The organism is Spirillospora sp. NPDC000708, assembly GCF_040299565.1.
Classification (GTDB): domain Bacteria; phylum Actinomycetota; class Actinomycetes; order Streptosporangiales; family Streptosporangiaceae; genus Spirillospora.
Genome location: NZ_JBEPCJ010000007.1, coordinates 74451 through 93274, shown reverse-complemented (window position 1 = coordinate 93274; position 18824 = coordinate 74451). Strand labels below are relative to the sequence as shown.

Annotated in this window: 16 protein-coding genes and 1 riboswitch; of the genes, 9 read left to right on the top strand and 7 right to left on the bottom strand. The window is 73.8% G+C overall.

Features of this window, described 5'->3' with window-relative positions; genetic code table 11:
- Genes ABT299_RS07985 through ABT299_RS07975 form a run of 3 tightly spaced genes read right to left on the bottom strand, consistent with a single transcriptional unit; the run spans position 1 to position 3274 of the window.
- On the bottom strand, positions 1 to 1554 hold the full coding sequence (locus ABT299_RS07985; protein ID WP_500250159.1) for a CpaE/TadZ family protein: 1554 nt from the start codon (positions 1552 to 1554) through the stop codon (positions 1 to 3).
- 8 nt (positions 1555 to 1562) lie between these two features.
- Positions 1563 to 2279, bottom strand: coding sequence for a Flp pilus assembly protein CpaB (gene cpaB / locus ABT299_RS07980; protein ID WP_500250158.1), 717 nt, complete (start codon positions 2277 to 2279; stop codon positions 1563 to 1565).
- Positions 2276 to 3274, bottom strand: a complete 999-nt coding sequence (locus ABT299_RS07975; RefSeq protein ID WP_500250157.1) for a hypothetical protein — start codon at positions 3272 to 3274, stop codon at positions 2276 to 2278. Before ABT299_RS07975 ends, cpaB begins: the two co-directional genes overlap by 4 nt.
- A 543-nt stretch (positions 3275 to 3817) precedes the next feature.
- On the opposite strand from ABT299_RS07975, the gene ABT299_RS07970 reads away from it, so the two are divergent.
- From ABT299_RS07970 to ABT299_RS07945, 6 genes are all read left to right on the top strand, one after another.
- A complete protein-coding gene (locus ABT299_RS07970; RefSeq protein ID WP_500250156.1) occupies positions 3818 to 4309 on the top strand; it encodes a DUF4282 domain-containing protein in 492 nt (163 codons plus the stop codon).
- Between the two features lie 11 nt (positions 4310 to 4320).
- Entirely contained in the window at positions 4321 to 6711 is a 2391-nt protein-coding gene (locus ABT299_RS07965) for a serine/threonine-protein kinase (protein ID WP_500250155.1), read from the top strand.
- Entirely contained in the window at positions 6708 to 7835 is a 1128-nt protein-coding gene (locus tag ABT299_RS07960) for a response regulator receiver protein (RefSeq protein WP_387022935.1), read from the top strand. The genes ABT299_RS07965 and ABT299_RS07960 overlap by 4 nt, the downstream gene beginning before the upstream one ends.
- Before the next feature lie 97 nt (positions 7836 to 7932).
- The gene (locus ABT299_RS07955; protein ID WP_190865583.1) at positions 7933 to 9846 is read left to right on the top strand and encodes an AAA family ATPase; all 1914 of its coding nucleotides are present in this window, start codon (positions 7933 to 7935) and stop codon (positions 9844 to 9846) included.
- The gene (locus tag ABT299_RS07950; RefSeq protein WP_500197198.1) at positions 9843 to 10619 is read left to right on the top strand and encodes a 4Fe-4S single cluster domain-containing protein; all 777 of its coding nucleotides are present in this window, start codon (positions 9843 to 9845) and stop codon (positions 10617 to 10619) included. The genes ABT299_RS07955 and ABT299_RS07950 overlap by 4 nt, the downstream gene beginning before the upstream one ends.
- A complete protein-coding gene (locus ABT299_RS07945; RefSeq protein WP_500250154.1) occupies positions 10607 to 11845 on the top strand; it encodes an FHA domain-containing protein in 1239 nt (412 codons plus the stop codon). The genes ABT299_RS07950 and ABT299_RS07945 overlap by 13 nt, the downstream gene beginning before the upstream one ends.
- A 96-nt stretch (positions 11846 to 11941) precedes the next feature.
- On the opposite strand, the gene typA is transcribed toward ABT299_RS07945, so the two are convergent.
- The gene (gene typA / locus ABT299_RS07940; protein WP_190865590.1) at positions 11942 to 13795 is read right to left on the bottom strand and encodes a translational GTPase TypA; all 1854 of its coding nucleotides are present in this window, start codon (positions 13793 to 13795) and stop codon (positions 11942 to 11944) included.
- Between the two features lie 190 nt (positions 13796 to 13985).
- Positions 13986 to 14129: riboswitch (cyclic di-AMP (ydaO/yuaA leader) on the top strand.
- Between the two features lie 6 nt (positions 14130 to 14135).
- Here typA and ABT299_RS07935 point away from each other — a divergent pair.
- The gene (locus tag ABT299_RS07935; RefSeq protein ID WP_190865592.1) at positions 14136 to 15164 is read left to right on the top strand and encodes a C40 family peptidase; all 1029 of its coding nucleotides are present in this window, start codon (positions 14136 to 14138) and stop codon (positions 15162 to 15164) included.
- 11 nt (positions 15165 to 15175) lie between these two features.
- Here ABT299_RS07935 and ABT299_RS07930 read toward each other — a convergent pair whose 3' ends face one another.
- The 3 genes from ABT299_RS07930 to ABT299_RS07920 are packed head-to-tail and all read right to left on the bottom strand — an operon-like array spanning position 15176 to position 17687.
- The gene (locus ABT299_RS07930) at positions 15176 to 15544 is read right to left on the bottom strand and encodes a (deoxy)nucleoside triphosphate pyrophosphohydrolase (protein WP_387022944.1); all 369 of its coding nucleotides are present in this window, start codon (positions 15542 to 15544) and stop codon (positions 15176 to 15178) included.
- Positions 15545 to 15583: 39 nt separating this feature from the next.
- The gene (locus ABT299_RS07925) at positions 15584 to 16360 is read right to left on the bottom strand and encodes a Mut7-C RNAse domain-containing protein (protein WP_347257027.1); all 777 of its coding nucleotides are present in this window, start codon (positions 16358 to 16360) and stop codon (positions 15584 to 15586) included.
- A 40-nt stretch (positions 16361 to 16400) separates the two neighbouring features.
- On the bottom strand, positions 16401 to 17687 hold the full coding sequence (locus tag ABT299_RS07920) for an amidohydrolase family protein (protein ID WP_500250153.1): 1287 nt from the start codon (positions 17685 to 17687) through the stop codon (positions 16401 to 16403).
- Between the two features lie 60 nt (positions 17688 to 17747).
- Between ABT299_RS07920 and ABT299_RS07915 the strand changes: the two genes are divergently transcribed.
- A complete protein-coding gene (locus tag ABT299_RS07915; protein WP_387022948.1) occupies positions 17748 to 18272 on the top strand; it encodes a MarR family winged helix-turn-helix transcriptional regulator in 525 nt (174 codons plus the stop codon).
- Between the two features lie 106 nt (positions 18273 to 18378).
- Positions 18379 to 18807 (top strand): guanyl-specific ribonuclease, encoded by a 429-nt coding sequence (locus ABT299_RS07910; RefSeq protein WP_500250152.1) that lies wholly within the window; start codon positions 18379 to 18381, stop codon positions 18805 to 18807.
- Positions 18808 to 18824 lie beyond the last annotated feature (17 nt).

Genomic DNA, 18824 nt, shown 5'->3' with positions numbered 1-18824 from the left:
TCACCCGTCCCCCGCGCCCTCGTCGACGATCCTGGCGCGGGTGGTCAGCCCGAACGTCGACGACCAGCCCGGCAGGACCGCCGGGACGTCCACCGTCACCTTCGCGTACCCGTCCTCGACCCCGAGGTGCAGCACGTCCTCACCGCCCCACGGGCCCGCCACCCGCGCCACGGCGCGCCGCCGCACCTCCTGCCTCGCCTCCGGCGTGTCGTAGCCGACCACCGCCACCGCCCGCGCCGCCTCGTCCGCCGCGTGGCTCGCGTACATCGAGGTCAGCCCGGTCAGCAGCGCCTGCCAGCAGAGCAGCAGCACCAGCCCGACCAGCGGGACGATCGCCGCGAAGTCCACCGACGCCGCGCCCCGGTCGTGCGTCCCCTCCCGCGCCCCCGGGTCGTCCAGCAGGCCCGTCTCGCGGACCAGCCCGCTGATCGCCTTGCGGAAGTCGGAGCTCTTCACCGCCTCCGGCGAGCCGGTGTTCGACGCATCCTCCAGCGCCCGGTACACCGCCGGGACCGTCGTCCCGAGCAGCCCCACCCCGACGATCTTCGCGGCCAGGTCCGGCTGGATCTCGTTGCGGCGGTCGTGCCGGTTCAGCAGGACCGCGGCGTCCTCCTCCTTGCGGACGCGCAGCCGCCCCCACATCTTCACCAGCCGCTTCGCGCCGCGCAGGGCGGGCAGGTCCGGGGTCGCCGCGATCACCACCCGGTCCGCCAGCTCCACCGCCATCGCGCTCGCCTCCGACAGCTGGGCACCGCAGTCGACGATCACCACCTGGTAGCGGGCCCGCAGCGCGGCGAGGATCTGCCGCGCCGCGCGGGCCGGGACGTCCTCGGCCCGCTCCCCCTCCGCCGGGGCCGGCAGCAGGTGCAGGCCGAGGCGGTGCACGAACAGCGCCTCGGCGAGCGTCGGGCCGTCCAGGTCGTCGGCCGCCCCGACGAGGTCGGCGATGCTGCGCCGGTGCACGACGTCCAGGTAGCCGGCGGCGTCGCCCTTCTGCAGGTCCAGGTCCACCAGGCACACGCCGCGGCCCGCCGTCGCCCCCGCCACGGCGAGATGCACCGCGATCGTCGTCGCGCCCGTCCCGCCCTTGGCGCCGCACACCGCCAGCACCGTCCCGACGCGGCCGGGCAGCGGGCCGTCCTCGGACGAGTCGAAGTGCCGGCGCATCGTCCGGGCCCACTCCGCCGCCGCCTCCACCCGGCCCTGCAGCTCCGACAGCGTCGGCTCCGTCGAGATCACCCCGCGCGCGCCCGCCGCCATCGCCGCGCCGAACGTCTCCGCCGTCGCCTCCTCCGCGATCAGCACCACCGGCAGGTGCGGATGCCGGACGCCCAGCTCGCGGATCAGGTCGAGCGCCGGCAGCGGCCCGAGCGCCTGGTGCAGCAGCACCACGTCCAGGCCGGGGGCACCCGCCGCCGCGTCCACCACGTCGCCGGTGCTCGTCTCCACCCCGGCGACCTCGACCGCGCCGAGCTCGCGGAACTGCGCGTTCAGCAGCGACGCCAGGGCGCGGTCGGCGGTGGCCAGCAGCACCCGGACGGGCCGTCCGGTCACGGGGCCGTTCACCGGGCCGCCGGCATGTCGCAGATCGCGCCGAGCTTGCGCACCGGGTCGCTCGCCGCGTCGGCCTGGTCGCCGCCGATCAGCGCGAGCCGGACATGGCTCGCGAACGCCTCCGCGTACGTCAGCTTCACGCTGTCGTCGGCCGCCAGCGCGAACGTGATCGGCACGACCGTGTTCACGTCCTGCGCGTTGGACCCCGAATGCTGCCGGGTCGTCCGGCCGACCTGGATCACCTGCGCGCGCCGGATGATCCGGGACGCGCAGGACCGCTGGTCGCGCTGCGACTGCTGCTGGAACGTCGCGTAGATGTCGACGACCATGCCGGGCTTGACCTTGCCCGCCACGCCCGTCTCCGCGTCGATCATGATGGCGATCTCGCGCTGGCCGGGCTGCAGCAGCGGCGCGTCGATCAGCATGCCCTGCTGCAGGTAGGCGCCCGCGACCAGCGCGGTCGGCGCGACCTTGCCCGCGACGGACGCCGGGTCGGTGAGCATCGTGTCCGGCGACCACTTGGCCGGCATCTCGACGCGCTCGACCATGCCCGGTTCGAGCCGCCCGTACGCGGGGACGGCGACCTTCAACCGCAGCACCTGCCGCTTCTCGCCGACCTCGGCGCGCACCGAGCCGACATAGCCGAGCACCGACACGAACACCGTCACGGCGCCCACCGCCGCGAGGATCATGAGCAGCACGCCGCGGCGCTGTCGGGGGTTCATGTGACTCCGTTCGCATACGACGGGGACGGGGACTCGGGGACGCCGGCCCAGGGAGGCGCGCTGACGAGCCGCGCCGGCGGTGGCTGCTCCGCCGGAAGCGGCCACGCGGGGGACGGTCCTGGGGCGGCGGCGTGCCCGGCCTGCGCCGGCGCCGCAGCGGGCGGCGGCGTCCGGACGGGCTGGACCATTTCGCAGAACGGGCAGACCGGCGAGCCGACCGCCGCACCGCACCAGGGGCAGGGCTCGCAGACCGCGTCCCGCAGCAGCGCTTGGAGCACGCTGCTGTCCCCGCTGAACGCGACGAACTCGACGTACCTCTTCGCGCGCCAGTACTCGGCGCCGAGCGGCTGGTCGGCGACCACCGACACCGACACCGCGCCGAGCGCCGGCCCCAGCCGGTCGCGGATCCAGGCGGCGCTGCCGCCGTGCTCGGCGGCCAGCACGACCACCGGGGGCCGCGGCGCGTCACCGGTCACCGGCGCCGTGTCCGGCCCGGCCCGCAGGACCGACGGATACGGGGCCGCCGTGACCAGGAACTCGCTGCCGGGCAGGTACGAGGCGAGGTGATCGCCGAAGCCCGTCGGCACGTGCTCCAGCCGGGTGACGCTGTTCACCCGCGCCCCGGCGACCAGCAGCCCGGCAAGCCTCGGCGCGACGGTCGCGAGCGTCCCTGGCTCGACGTACGGGGCGAGGAAGGCCAACTGGTCGGCCACCAGCGACAGCGCGAGCGGCGGGAGGTCGAGCGGAACGATCGCCAGGCGGCGCGTCCCCAGCGACGCGCGCGCGAACCGCAGCAGCCGGCCCGCCGCGTCCGGCCGCCACGACGGGTAGAGGGCGAGCACCGCCGGACGCTCGGCCAGCGTGCTCCCGATCCGGGCGGTGAACTCCAGCCCCTCTTCCGACAGCGGCGAGAACCCCGCCCGGAACCGCTCGGCCGCCACGCCGCGGAAGACGCCCAGGCCGGGAACGTCGTCGGGGACCATCACCAGCGTCACGCGGGGCCCCGAAAGGTCACGTGCCTCACCACACCCTCCACCGGGCCGTCCGGACGGCCCGGTACGGCGCCGCGCCGGATTTCCGGAGCCGCGGGCCACGATAACCATCGAAATACGCCACGATCAAGAATTGAAACGGCCAATCTGACGAACTCGTGAGAAGTTACCCGATATCCGGTTGGACCGATCCCAAGAACGGTGCACCAGCAAGGTGAACTTTTCTTGACCAATTATCGAATGAACGAAAAATCCGCAGGTGAGCGAAGGATCCTAAGCCCCTGGCCCCACGGGGCGGCCGCCGAAAGGGGGCCCTCGGACCCATGTCTCAGAGAATGGACTCGAATACCATGTCCAGCCCGCCCGCCGCCCCGTTTCGCGACATTCCCGTCACCACCCGTGCCAGCGGAATCCCGCAGCGTGCCCAGCGGCCGCCTCCGGAAGAACCGCGGCACGCCCGGTGAGCCGCGCGTCCCGTTCCGTCCGCACGCCCGGATCAGGCTCTAGAGTCTTCCCATAGGCGGCCCCAGACTGGAGACGACGGCGATGACGCACCCATCGGACCCCGGCCAATCACCGCGCCCCCCGGGACCCCCGTCCGGCCCCGGCGGGGGACCGTACGGCCCGCCGCCGCAGCAGCAGCCCGGGCCCGTCCCCGGCCCCCGCCCGCCCGGCACCTACGGCACCGGCCCCTACCAGCAGCCGCAGGGCTGGCAGCCCCCTTCTCGCGGCCCGCAGGAGAAGGGCCTGATCAGCGCGCTGTTCGACGCGAACTTCAACCATCTCGTCACGCCGAAGCTCATCAAGCTCTTCTACGTCCTGTCGCTGCTGCTGATCAGCCTGTCCGCCCTGCTCGTCGTGGTGATCGGGATCTGGGTCATGGGCCTGCGCAATGGCTGGCTGCTCGGCCTCGTCATCATCTGCGCCTCGCCCGTGATCTGGTTCTTCGAGGCGATCCTGGCTCGGATCTTCATGGAGGCGATGGTCGTCAGGTTCAAGGAGGTCGAGTACCTCCGGATCATCAAGGACAAGGACTAGACGGGGCTGCGGTGGGCGAGTTCGACGGGACCGGGTCCGGCGAGGCCGGATCCGGCGGGAGCGGGCCGCGGGACACGCGGCGGGACGCCGGGGCGACCCGGCGGGACGAGCGGGTGCCCGCGCCGCGCACGCCGCCGGCGTCCGGACCCGGGGCGACGCGGCGGGACGGGCAGGCGGCCGGCGATCCGCTGATGCGCCTTCCCGCGGCGCTGGCGGAGCGATACGAGGCGGTCGCCGAGCTGCCGGTGCAGGGCGCGGAGTCGGACCTGCTGCTGGTGCGGGACGAGCGGGGCGACCGGTTCGTGGCGAAGGTGTTCCGCCGCGGGTACCACGCCGACCGGGACGTGTGGGCGAAGCTGCCGTCGCTGGACTCGCCGCACGTGCTGCGCATCGTCGAGACGGGCCACGCGGACGGCCGTGACTACGAGGTCACCGCGTACGCGCCGGACGGCAACCTGCGCAACCTGATCGACGGCCCCCTGCCGGAGGGGACCGTCAGGGAGATCGCGGCGCAGCTGGCGGACGGCCTGGCGGCGCTGCACCGCGCGGGCATCGTCCACCGCGACCTGAAGCCGGAGAACGTGCTGGTCCTGGAGGCGGAGCCGCTGCGGCTGGCGATCGCCGACTTCGGGCTGAGCAAGGTGCTCGACGAGAGCGTGGTGTTCGCGTCGTCGTCGCGGACGCTGGCGTACGCGGCGCCGGAGTCGCTGTCGGGGCAGGTGTCCCCGGCCCGGGACTGGTGGTCGCTCGGGATGATCGTGCGGGAGTGCGCGACGGGCCGGGCGCCGTTCCGCGGGATGAGCGAGACCGTGGTGGTCGACCATCTGGCGACGCGTCCGGTGAGCGCGGACGACGTGCCGGACGCGCGGCTGCGGCTGCTCTGCCAGGGACTGCTGACGCGCGATCCGCGGCACAGGTGGACCGGCGAGCAGGTCGCCGAGTGGCTGGACGGCGCGTCCCCGCACGTCGTGGAGGAGGCCGCACAGCCGGGCGTCCGCCTGCCGTTCCTCGGCGCCCGCTACGCGAGGCGCGAGGACCTGGCGCGCGCGCTGGTGGAGAACTGGGACGACGCCGCGCAGTACTTCTTCGGGCGCGGGGAGTCCGGCGAGGCGTGGCGGAGCCTGCGGGAGTGGCTCGCGGGCGTGCCGGACGACAGCCGCATCGCGCTGGTGGACGGCCCGCTCACGTCGGCTCTGCCGCCGGACGTGAAGCTGCTGCATCTGGTCCTGTGGCTGGATCCGGCGCTGCCGCCCCACTACCTCGGCCGCAGGACGTCCGCCGAGGACCTGCCCGCGCTCGCCGCCCTCGCGGACGATCCCCGGCACCCCGACCATCGCCTCGCGTGCCGGATGGGGCGGGACCTGTGGGAGCACGGCCTGCTGCGCGTCCTGGCGGGTTTCGCGGGCGCCGGGGAGCTGGCCGGGATCGACGGCCAGTGGCGCGCGCACGTCGCGGCATGGAACGACCTCGCGCGCTGGCTGCGCGCTCAGGACGCGACGCCTGCCGGGCTGGCGGCGCGGCTGCCGGACGCGGAGGCGGGGAACCCGCCGGCCGTGCTGCTGGCGCTGCTCGCGCTGGCGGCCCGGCCCGCGGAGGCGCACCGGTCGCTGGCCGAGGGCGCGGCGCGGGCCCGGGCGGCCGTCCCGGAGCCGGTGCCGTGGTTCGCGTGGATGGCGGACGGGGCGGGCGACGATCCGCTGCGGCTGCTCGCGGTCGCGCGCGCGCTGCCGGAGGCCGTCGTGGAGGCGGAGGCGCGGGCGCGCGAGCGGCACGCGGCGGCGCGTCGTTCGGAGGAACTGCGGGCGCAGTGGGCGGACCGGGAGCGGCAGCGCCTCACCGGGCGCGGCGCGGCGGTGACGCGGGCGGTCGTGTGGTCGCTGCCGATCCTGGCGATCTGGCTGGCGGGCAGCTGGGTCGTCGGCAGCCTGTTCGGCGCCGGGAAGCACGACGACGGGACGACCTCGGTGGGGCTGCACGCGTCGTCGGGCGGCGGCGTGCCGTTCGCGGCGCTCGCCGTCCTGGCGGTCATCGCGTGGGGCGTGCAGTGCGGCGCCGAGGTGCTTCTGGCGCGCGCGCAGGGCGGCGACTATCTCCCGTACGGGCCGTGGTCGCTGATATCGAAGGTGCTCGGCGCGGGCGGCCGGGGACTGTCGCGGGCGTCGCGCACGATGTCGGGCGCCGCGCGCCGCAATGACCGGCGGGGCTGCGGGTTCCTGCTCCTCGCCGGTACGGTGCCGCTGCTGATCCTGCTGCTGCTGGCGGCGGCGCTGACGTCCATCGCGAGCGTGCTGTGGGTGCTGGTGATGGTCGCCGGAGCCGTCGCGCACGCGGTGGCGGCCGGTGTCCGGATGCACCGCTGGCAGCAGGCCCGCACGAGCCACCCCGGAGGGACCCCCACATGAGCAGCGGCGTCGAGGCCGACATCGTGCTGGACGCGGCGGTCGTGCTGACCCTGGGCATGAACCGGGTGCTCGGCCGCGGCGGCGACGCGGCGGGTCGCGGCGCGCAGGCGCTGGCCGCGCTCGCCGCGGGACGGGCGGAGGCGCGGGAGGCCGCGCTCGCCGAGGTCCGGACGCACGAGCGGGCGCTGCGGGAGGTCGTCGAGCGCAACGCGCGCATCGCGGCGCTCGCCGAGACCCGCGCCAAGCTCGGCGCGGATGTGGCGCTGCCGCCGCCGCTGCGGCCCGGCGAGGAGTCCGCGCAGGAGCTGACCGCCTGGTGCGCCGCGACGGACCGGCTCCTGGACGAGGCCGAGCGCCGCCTGTCGGAGCATCTCGCCGCGCAGGTCACCGCGCAGGTCTTCACCGCACCGGCCGAGGGCCTCCGCGCCGACACCGGCCGGACCCCGCCGCCCCGTCGCGGCGGCGACGACACCCAGCGGACCCTCGAAAGGATCATGGCGCGGCTGCTGCCCGACGCCGCCGAGGACGAGCGCCGCGCGGTCGCCGAGGCGGCCCGCCTCCTCGCCGCCGTCGGCACCGCCGAGGAGGCCGAGAGCGTCCTGCACGAGGTCCGGCTGCGGATCCGCGAGGCCAACCGGCGCACCGAGGACGCGCGCGAGCTGGCGCGGCGCCGCGCCGCCGAGCGGGAGGCCGCCGAGCAGGCCGAGGCGGAGCGCCGGTACGTGCTCGACTCGATCACCGCCGCGTTCGAGGACATGGGCTACGAGGTCCAGCCGGGTTTCGAGACGCTGACCGCCGGGGACGGCTCGGTGGTGCTGACCAAGGGCGCCTGGCCCGACCACAGCGTGCGGATGCGGGTCGACGGCGCCGCGCGCGTCGAGGCGGCGATGGTCCGGGAGCGGCCCGCCGAGAGCGAGGACGACCGGCGCGTCGACGTCGAGCGGGAGCGCGAGTGGTGCGCGGCGTTCGAGGCGGCGCGGGCGCGGCTGGCGGACGGCGGGATCCGCTCCGAGGTGTCCTGGCGGGTGGATCCCGGGGTGCGGGAACTGCCGGTCGGCGGCGCGTCACGGCAGACTGGTGGGCGTTCGGGGCAACGCGAACGCCGCCGGGAGCGTCCCACGTGACGTGCCGTCTCCCGTCGGCGGCGCGTGATCGGAGAATGGGGGCCGCGGGGCGCGGGAGGCCGGCGCCCCTCGGGACATGCGGAGTGGAGCGAGCCAGATGAGCATTGATTCGCCGACCCTGGGCGGCCGGCTGCAGGGCTGGCCGCCGTTCATCCGCGAACTCGACGCGACGCTGTCGGTGCACTCCCAGTACGTCCTGTCGGGCAACCTGTACGACAGCTTCCTGGCGCCGCCGGCCGAGGGCGGCGGCCCCGCGCGGCTGCTGCCGCTGCGGTCCCTGCTGTGGGAGACGCTGCGCGCCAGCGGCGCGTCGTTCATGGTGGTGTACGACCCGGTGGACGGCCTGGAGATCGTCCCGCCGCCGGGCGACGAGGCCGGTGACGAGGCGGAGCGCGCCGCAGAGCGGGTGCTCGGCAAGATCAAGGACGAGCGGCCGTCGCTGGAGGCGCTGACCCGGCACCTGGCGGCGGTGGCGCGGCCGCAGGAGAACGTGCGCGCCGCGTTCGTCATCGACTCGGCGTCCCGGATCGCCCGCACCCCGACCGAGATGGAGCCGGCCGAGCGGGACTTCTTCCGGTTCTGCGCGAAGCTGTCGCGGACGGCCCGGCCCGTCCGGGGGAACGGGGCGCGGCCGAAGCCGCTGTACAACCCGGTGGTGTGGCTGGTGGAGCGGCCGGGCGACCTGCCGTCCTGGCTGACCGCCGACAACGACACGATCCGCGAGATCACGATCCCGCGCCCGCACCTCGGTGACCGGCAGGAGACGGCGCGGCTGCTGGCCCGCGCGTTCGGGGTGAGCGACGTCGGCGCGGACGAGGCCGCCGCGGCGGCGTGCGACTCGTTCGCCGAGCAGGCCGACGGGCTCACCCTCCAGTCGATGATCGAGGTGACGCGGCTGGCGAAGGAGCGCAACGTCGACCTGGCGGACCTGCCCGACGCGGTCCGCACGTACAAGCTCGGCGTCCTCGACAACCCGTGGAGCCGCGGGCACCTGCGGCGCCGGGTGCTGGAGGGCGAGAAGCGCGTCCCGGAGCGGGTGATCGGGCAGCCGCAGGCCGTCACCAAGACCCTCGACATCCTCAAGCGGGCGGTGCTGGGCCTGTCGGGCGCGCAGGCGACCCGGTCCGGCAGCCGGCCGCGCGGCGTGCTGTTCTTCGCCGGGCCGACCGGCACCGGCAAGACCGAGCTGGCCAAGGCGATCACCGAGCTGGTGTTCGGCGACGAGTCGGCCTACCTGCGCTTCGACATGAGCGAGTTCTCCGCCGAGGGCTCCGGGGACCGGCTGATCGGGGCGCCGCCCGGGTACGTCGGGCACGAGGCGGGCGGCGAGCTGACCAACGCCGTCCGGGAGGACCCGTTCCGGGTGATCCTGTTCGACGAGATCGAGAAGGCGCATCCGCGGATCCTGGACAAGTTCCTGCAGATCCTGGAGGACGGGCGGCTCACCGACGGGCGCGGCAACACCGTGCACTTCTCCGAGTCGATCCTGATCTTCACCTCGAACCTCGGGATGTTCGTGCCGGGCCGCGAGCCGGGCATGCTGGAGGCCGTCCCGGCGCTCGCGGGCGACCGGGTGCGCAACATCACACCCGGGATGTCCTACTTCGAGGTGGAGCAGCGGATCAAGGACGCGGTCGCCGCGCACTTCACCGAGGTGCTGAACCGCCCGGAGCTGCTCAACCGGTTCGGCGACAACATCGTGGTGTTCGACTTCATCTCCGGCGACGCCGCGCACAAGATCTTCGACCTGCAGTTCGCGAACATCTGCAAGCGGGTCGCCGACGAGCACCGGCTCATGCTGACGGTGCGGGACGACGCGCTGCAGACGCTCCGCGACTGGTGCACCGACGAGCTCGACAAGGGCGGCCGGGGCATCGGCATGGCGCTGGAGTCGCACTTCGTCAACCCGCTGGCGCGCGCGCTGTTCGACCGCGAGCTGGGCTCCGACGAGCGAATCACCGTATACGGGATCCGGCGCGAGGGCGGCATCGTCCACCTGGACATCCAGTGACCGCCGGACCCCCCGTCCCCTCCCCCGGCGAGCCCGTGTCCCCCGGCGAGCCCCCGGACGAGGCTCCCGCGCTGCTGCTCGCCAAGGCGCACTATCCGGTGACCACACTCGGCCCCGGCACGCGCGCGGGCATCTGGACGCAGGGCTGCACGCTGCACTGCCACGGCTGCCTGTCCCGCGACACCTGGGAGGCGGACCCGGCCAAGGCCGTGCCGGTCGAGGCCGTTCTCGGCTGGCTGGAGTCCCTTCCGGGCCCGCTGGACGGGATCACGATCTCCGGCGGGGAGCCGTTCCAGCAGCCCGAGGCGCTCGCCGCCCTGCTGCGCGGGATCCGCGCGTGGCGTGCCGCGCGGCGTGAGACGATGCCATTGGACATATTGGTGTACAGCGGATATGTCTACTCTCGGCTTTCGCGGGTCAGGGGGTCGCGCGAGATCCTCGACCTGTGCGATGCCGTGATGGCGGGGCCGTACGTCGATCGGCTCAACCCGAGGGGGCGACACCCGGAAGGTGGCTCTCTACTCTGGAGGGGGTCGGCGAACCAGCGCGCCGTCCCGCTCACCCCGCTGGGGGAGGAGCGGTACGGGGCATCGGCCGGCATCGGTAAGACTAGGGAACACGCAGGGCCCCGAGTGCAGGTGTCCGTGGACGAAGGGCCGGAGGGAAGGCGGGTGTACTACATCGGGATCCCGCGAAGGGGTGACATGGAGCACCTCACGTCGAGGCTCGAACGCGCCGGCGTGCGCTCGGGGGATGTGTCATGGCGACCTTGAACTGTCCTGTCTGTGACGAGCCGTACCAGCAGGGCGATCTGCTCTGCCTGAGCTGCGGGGCCAACCTGGCGCGCCCGGGGGGCGGCCACCGGGCCGGTCCGGGCGGGTACGACCAGGGCCCGCCGCAGCACGGCGCTCCACAGCACGGCGCCCCCCAGCACGGTGCCCCACAGCACGGCGGCCCGCCCCAGCACGGTGCTCCGCAGCACGGCGCTCCCCAGCACGGCGGCTTCCCGCCGCAGCAAGGCCAGCCGTACCAGCAGCCGCCCCAGCACGACTACCAGCAGCCTCCGCAGCACGGCGCCCCCCAACACGGTGCTCCGCAGCACGGCGCCCCTCAGCAGGGCGGGCTCCCGCCCCAGCACGGCCAGCCGTCGCAGGACCAGTGGGGGCCGCCCCCGCAGCAGCAGCCGGACCAGTGGGGGCCACCGCCGCAGCAGCAGCCTGACCAGTGGGGCCCGCCGCCGCAGCAGCCGCAGCACGGCCAGCCGCAGCATGGGGCTCCGCAGCAGGGGCAGCAGCCGGCGGACCCGTGGGCCATGCCGCCGCAGCAGCAACAGCAGCAGCCGGACCAGTGGGGTGCGCCGCCGCAGCAGCACCAGCCGCCGCCCGACCAGTACCGGCAGCCGGAACCGCAGTACCAGCCCGAGCAGCCGTACCAGCAGCAGCCGGACCAGTACATGCCGCAGCCCGGCCCGGCGGACCACCAGTACGGCCCGCCGCCGCAGCAGCAGCCGCCGATCCCGCCGCCGCACGGCCGCGAGGCGACCCTGCTGCCGCCCGACCAGCAGCGGGGGCACCAGCACCCGCAGCAGCCCGACAGCACGGCGTTCATGTGCCCGTACTGCGAGGCCGTGCTGACCAACCCGGGCGCCGCGCAGTGCAACTCGTGCGGCCGGCCGCTGCCCCAGAAGGGCACGCCCGTCCTGCGGGTCCAGTTCCCGACCGGCGAGCTGAAGGTCTCCGTCGGCCAGCACCTGGTGCTCGGCCGGGACGCCGGCCAGTCGCCGGTGGCCGCCACGTTCACCCAGTACGACAACGTGTCGCGGCGGCACTCGACGGTCTGGCTCGACCCGTCCGGGACGGCCTGGGTCCGCGACGAGGGCTCCACCAACGGGACGTTCGTCAACGGCGAGCGGCTCCCCCGCGGCGTGGAGGCCCCGCTGCGCGACGGCGACCAGCTCCGCCTGGCCGCCGACGTGACCGGCACGGTCCAGCTCGCCTAGCACGACCGGCCGGCACGACCGACAACGAAACGGCCCCGCGGTTCCTCGGAACCGCGGGGCCGTTTCCTTTCGCGTCCTGTGCGCCTCGTCCCGGCGTCAGCCGGCGCGCTTGGTGCGGGCGCGCATCCGCTCGCGCTCCTTGGCGTCCAGCACCACCTTGCGGATGCGGACGTTCGCGGGGGTCACCTCGACGCACTCGTCCTCGCGGCAGAACTCGAGGGCCTCCTCCAGCGACAGGACCCGCGGCGGGGTGAGCCGCTCCAGCTCGTCACCGGTGGAGGAGCGCATGTTCGTGAGCTTCTTCTCCTTGGTGATGTTGACGTCCATGTCGTCGGAGCGGGAGTTCTCCCCGACGATCATGCCCTCGTACACCTCGGTGGTCGGCCCCACGAAGAACGTGCCGCGCTCCTGCAGGTTCGTGATCGCGTACGCGGTGGCGGCGCCGGAGCGGTCCGCGACCAGCGAGCCGGACGGCCGGGTGCGCAGCTCGCCGAACCAGGGCTCGTAGCCCTCGAACACGTGGTGCGCCATGCCGGTGCCGCGGGTCTCGGTCATGAACTCGGTGCGGAACCCGATCAGGCCGCGCGCCGGGACCAGGAACTCCATCCGGATCCAGCCGGTGCCGTGGTTGGTCATGTGCTCCATGCGGCCCTTGCGGACCGCCATCAGCTGCGTGACCGCGCCGAGGTGCTCCTCGGGGATGTCGACGGTGAGCCGCTCGACCGGCTCGTGCTTCTTGCCGTCGATCTCCCGCGTGACGACCTGCGGCTTGCCGACGGTCAGCTCGTAGCCCTCCCGGCGCATGTTCTCCACCAGGATCGCGAGGGCCAGCTCGCCGCGGCCCTGCACCTCCCAGGCGTCGGGGCGCTCGGTCGGCAGCACCTTGATCGACACGTTGCCGACCAGTTCGCGGTCGAGCCGGTCCTTGACCATCCGGGCGGTGACCTTCGTGCCCTTCTCGCGGCCCGCCATCGGACCGGTGTTGGTGCCGATCGTCATGGAGATCGCGGGCTCGTCCACCGTGATCAGCGGCAGCGGGCGCGGGTCGTCCGGGTCGGCGATGGTGTCGCCGATCATGATCTCCGGGATGCCGGCGATCGCGATGATGTCGCCCGGCCCCGCCTCGTCGGCGGGCTTGCGGGTCAGCGCCTCGGTCATCAGCAGCTCGGTGATCTTCACCTTCTCGATGCTGCCGTCGTGCCGGCACCACGCGACCTGCTGGCCCTTCTTGATCGTCCCCGCGTGCACGCGGCACAGCGCGATCCGGCCCAGGTAGCTGGAGGCGTCCAGGTTCGTCACGTGCGCCTGCAGCGGCGCGTCCGGGTCGAACGACGGCGCCGGGATCGTCTCGGTGATGACCGTGAAGAGCGGCTCCAGGTCCTCGCTGTCGGGCATGCCGCCGTCGGCGGGCTTGTTCAGCGACGCCCGCCCGGCGCGCCCCGAGGCGTACACGATCGGGAAGTCGATCTGGTCCTCTTCGGCGTCGAGGTCCATGAACAGCTCGTACGTCTCGTCCACGACCTCGTCGATGCGGGCGTCGGGCCGGTCGGTCTTGTTCACGACCAGGATCACCGGCAGCCGCGCCTCGAGCGCCTTGCGCAGCACGAACCGGGTCTGCGGCAGCGGCCCCTCGCTGGCGTCCACCAGCAGGACGACGCCGTCCACCATGGACAGGCCGCGCTCGACCTCGCCGCCGAAGTCGGCGTGGCCGGGCGTGTCGATGATGTTGATGGTCAGGCCGTTGTGCCGGACGGCCGTGTTCTTGGCGAGAATGGTGATGCCCTTCTCGCGCTCAAGATCGTTGGAGTCCATGACGCGGTCGTCGACGTCCTGGTTCTCGCGGAAGGCGCCGGACTGCCAGAGCATGGCGTCGACCAGCGTCGTCTTGCCGTGGTCGACATGGGCGACGATCGCGACGTTCCGGAGGTCGTCGCGCGTGGAGATGGGCATGCGGGCTCGCCTTGCGTGAGAGTTCGGGAGTCGCCGCAGACGCGCGGCTGCCACCATTCTACTTGGCGCACGGCGCCGCCTGTTCAGAGCCGCTCGTCCCCTGCCTCACACGGGCCTCGATTGGCCATCTTTGCCCATCCTTTGTAATCTTCCCGAGATCCGGTCGTCCGGAGCCCCACCCCCCGGGGCTGCGACCGGACCGCCGAATCCCCCGCGGCACCCACCCGCGGACGAACCGGGGACCCATCCCCCTGGGGTGAATCGACGCACGTCGTAGGGCGACTCCTGGCCCGAACCCGTCAGCTAACCCGGTAGGCGAGCGAGGAGAGGAGACACCGGCTTGGCACCGGACCCCCGTCCCCGGCGGCGCGTCGCGCCGACCGCCACCGCCGCCGCAGTGCTGGTCATCGGCCTCGGCACCACCGCCCCCGTCGCCGCGCACGCCGCGACCCCCTTCGGCCCCGCCGCCGCACCGCAGGCCACCGGGACGCCCAGCCCCCTCCCCACCACGGAGAAGGGGCTGAAGCAGAGCCTCAAGGAACTGAACGACGAGGCCGAGACGCTCACCGAGCAGTTCAACAAGACCCGCGTCGACCTCGGCCGCGCGGTCAAGGCGGAGAAGTCCGCCACCGCGTACGCGCAGAAGCTGCTGCAGCAGACCGAGCCCGCCCGCCAGCGGCTCGCCCAGCTGGCCGCCGCCAACTACATGAGCGGCGGACCCGACGCGATCTTCAGCTCCGGCGGCAGCGCCGACAGCCTGTCCGACTCGGCCTACCTCCAGCAGAACCAGGCCACCACCGTCCTCGCCCTGCAGAAGCAGGTCGACCAGGCCGAGGCCGCCCAGCGCGCCGCGCAGCAGCGGACCGAGCAGGTCAAGCAGGCCCAGGCGAAGGTCCAGGCCGCCCGCAAGGCCGCCAAGGCCAAGGTGGACGAGGTCATGAAGCGCCTCGACAAGCTGACCACCACCCACACCACCGACCCGAAGTCCGGCCTCACCGCCACGATCAAGGGTTCGGACCTGCCCGCCAAGATGGCCCGCAAGGCCCTCACCAAGCTCGGCAGCCCGTACGTCTGGGGCGCCGCCGGCCCGAGCTCCTTCGACTGCTCCGGCCTCGTCGTCTGGGCCTACGCCCAGGTCGGCAAGCCGGGCCTGCCGCACTACACCGGCGACCTCTTCCAGCTCGGCACCAAGGTGTCCCGCTCCTCGCTGCGCGCCGGCGACCTGGTGTACTTCGGCAGCAACCTCCACCACATGGGCATCTACGTCGGCGACGGCAAGTTCCTCCAGGCGCCGCAGACCGGCGACGTGGTGAAGATCTCCAAGCTCTCCACCCGCTCCGACTTCGCCGGCGCGAACCGCATCTCCTAGCGGACCCCGCCTCAGCGGAGGTCGGGCTCCAGCTCCGTGATGACGGGGCGGTCGCCGGGGAGCCAGGCGACGTCGTACAGGTCGTCGCGGGTGAGCCAGCGCAGGGCCAGGTGTTCGAGGGCCCGCGGCTCGCCTTCGACGATCTCGGCGGTCCAGACGCGCAGGAGCGCGCGCTCGCTGAGCCGCCAGTCGCCGCCGACGCGGCGGAGCGGGCGGATCTTGACGGCGAGCTCCTCGTGGCACTCGCGGACCACGGCGTCCTCGTCGGACTCGCCCGGGTCCACCTTGCCGCCCGGCAGCTCCCAGCCGCCGGCCATGTGCGGCGGCTCGGCGCGCTGGGCGGCGAGCAGCCGCCCGTCGCGGATGATCGCGGCGCCCACGACGACCAGATCGGTGATGGTGACCAGCCCCTTCCGTCCCTACCCGTCTGAGACGGCCGCCCGGGGCCGGTCGGTTCCGGCGCGGGCGGTCCCGACCTGACGGGTCGCCTCCTCGACGATCCTCTCAAGGCGGTCGCCGTGCGCGCCGCGCCAGTACACCTGGCCGCAGCCGGCGCACCGACCGTAGACGTCGTAGCTGCGGCGGGTGCCGGCCTCCAGGTCGCGCTCGATCTCCTCCTTGTCGACGGCGACGAGGACGCCGTTGCAGGCGGTGCAGCGCGTCCAGGGGCTGAGGACGGGCGCGAAGCGGTCCAGGAGGTCGCGGAGCTGGTCGTCGGGCCGGGACCCGCGGACGTAGGCGCCGAACCAGAGCGCCCGGCGCCGCAGCAGGCCCCGGTCCTGGGTGAGCAGGACGCGGCGCTCGGCGTTCGCCTGGACGACCAGGGCCGGGTCGTCCATGTCGTTGTGGTAGGCGGTGTCGAGGCCGAGCAGCCGCATCCGGCGCGCGAGCGTGCCCAGGTGGACGTCGAGGAGGAAGCGCGGCGCGTCCTGGCCGGGGTCCAGCGGGACGGGCTGGGGCCGCGGCACGGGCTCCACGCCCACCTCGTCGCCGGCCGCGGGGCGCGCGGACGGCTCGACGGGCTCGCCGCGGACGGTCATCCGGCCGACCTCGGGGAGCGGCACCCCGAGCGACTCCACGACGTGGCCGAGCGTGGACGTCCCGTCCCACGCCACCCGGCTCACCGGTTCGCGCCGTGCGGCGGGCAGGAACATCAACAGGTCGTCGGCGATGCGGACGCGTATCTCGGACTCCACGCCGCCAGCATGCCACGCGGCGCCGACGATCCCCTCCCGATTATCCGGCGGTGATGCGGGCCGCCGCCGCCCGCAGCGTGTCCAGCAGGGACGGGACGTCGTGGCCCTTGAGGACTCCCCCGCTCTTCAGCACGCGGCCGCCGACGAGGACCGTGTCGACGTGCCGCGTCTCGGCGGACAGGACGACGGCCGCGATCGGGTCGTGCGCCGCCGCCATGCCGAGGGTGTCGGTGCGCAGGACGATCAGGTCGGCCTGCTTGCCGGGGGTGAGGGAGCCGGTGACGTCGGCGAGGCCGGCCGTCTCGGCGCCGCCGAGGGTCGCGGCGCGGAGGGCCTCGGCGGTGGTGAACCAGGTGCCGGCGCCGTCCGGGCGGGCGCGTTCGAGGAAGTACGCCGCGCGCATGACGCCGAACATGTCGCCCGGCCCGCTGGCGACGGTGTCGCAGCCGAGGCCGGTCGGGACGCCCGCGGCGTGCGAGCGGCCGGTGGCCGGGTCGCCGATGCCGAGCGCCGCCTCCACTCCGGGGGTGGCCGAGACGGTGCCGCCGTTGGCGGCGATCCTCTTGAACTCCTCGCCGGTGTAGAAGTTGGCGTGCACGTACATGGCGGGATGGTCGATCAGGCCGTTGTCCTCGAGGAACGCCAGGCCGCGGGCCGCGCCGTCGGCGCCGTGGCCGCCCATGTGGACGGTGACGGGCAGGCCGAGGTCGCGGGCCAGCCGCCATTCGGCGAGCGCGCGCTCTTCGCCGGCGATCTCGGGGCCGAGCGCGGCCATCCACATCGAGACGGCTCCGGGCGGCCCGTCGAAGTACTCGCGGCGGACGCGGGCCGTCTCGGCGGCGAGGGCGGCGAGGTCGTCGCCGCCGCCGTAGCAGTAGCCGAACACGGCGCGGATCCCGGACGCGCGGAGCGCGGCGATGTCGGCGTCGGTGTGGTCGGGGCTGAACATGATGTGCGACCAGTCGACGACGGTCGTGATGCCGGAGTCGAGGCACTCCAGGGCGCCGGCGAGGGTCGCGGTGTAGACGTCGTCGGGGCGGTGGCGCGGCGCCAGCTCGCCGAGGACGCGCTGCAGGTAGGCGGGCAGCGTGCTGTCGGGGAGGGTGGCGCGGATCGCGGTCTGCCAGGTGTGCCGGTGGGTGTCGACGAAGCCGGGCATCACGATGCGGCCTGCCGCGTCCAGGATCTCGGCGCCGGCGGGCGCTGCCAGGCCGGGGCCGACGGCGGCGATCCGGCCGTCCTCGACGAGGACGTCCGCGCGTCCGAGGACGGTGGGCGCGGGAGCCGTGTCGATGACCGTGCCGTTGCGGAGGAGAAGCGATGTCATGACGTAAAGCTTAGAAAGAAGCTTTTAAGAAAGCAATACGGCGACAGGTATCCTCGGCTTGTGCGCGATGACGACGGCGGCCGCCGTGACGAGGTGGACGAGCTGGCCGGGGCCTGGCGGCGGGACGGCCTCGGCGAGGACGTCATCGCGATGCTGGAGGTCAGCAAGCGCGCCTCGCGGATCGGGGCGCTCGTCCAGCAGGCGCTGCGCGGGGAACTGGCCGAGCTCGGGCTCACCTACGCCGAGTTCGAGGTGCTGACGGTGCTGAACAGGGCCGGGAAGCCGTACCGGCTGAGGCCGAGCGAGCTGACCCGGTCGGCGTTCCTCACCTCCGGTGGCACGAGCAACGTGCTGCAGCGGCTACAGAAGGCCGGCTATGTCGAGCGGGAGGCCAACACCGGCGATGCCCGCAGCAGGTTCGTCCAGCTCACGCCGGAGGGCCTGCGGGTCACGGCGCTGGCATTGGACGCTTCGGCGCGCGCGCACAGGGAGGCCATGGCGGGGGTGCCCGCCGAGGCGGTCCGCGACGCCGCCGACGCGCTGCGCGACATCCTGCTGGTGATCGGCAAGCGGCGGTTCCGGTGACCAACCGCCCGATCCGTGCCGAATCACCGATGACACGGTCGGCAACTTCTCCTGAATTGACGGCATCGCCGGTGACGAGGCGGACGGCCCGGGCGACACTCGCCCCATGACGACCCCCCGCCACCGGTTCCGCCGCGCGCTCCTCCCGGCCGCCCTGCTCATCGCAGGGCTCACCGGCCCCGCGGCGCACGCAGCCACCGCTCCCGCGACCTACGCCGCCGCTCCCGCCCCGTCCGCCGCCGCCGTCTCCACCGTCTGCGAGTCGTCGCTGCCGTCGCAGGCCGACGACACGATCGCCCTGATCGACAAGGGCGGCCCGTTCCCGTACCCGCAGGACGGCACCGTCTTCCAGAACCGCGAAGGGCTGCTGCCGCAGGAACCGCAGGGCTACTACCACGAGTACACGGTGAAGACCCCGGGCAGCTCCACGCGCGGCGCCCGCCGCATCATCACGTCCGACGACCTCGGCCACGACGGCATGTACTGGACGCCCGACCACTACAGCACGTTCTACGACATCGACTTCGGCTGCTGATCCCGTACCGGACGCCC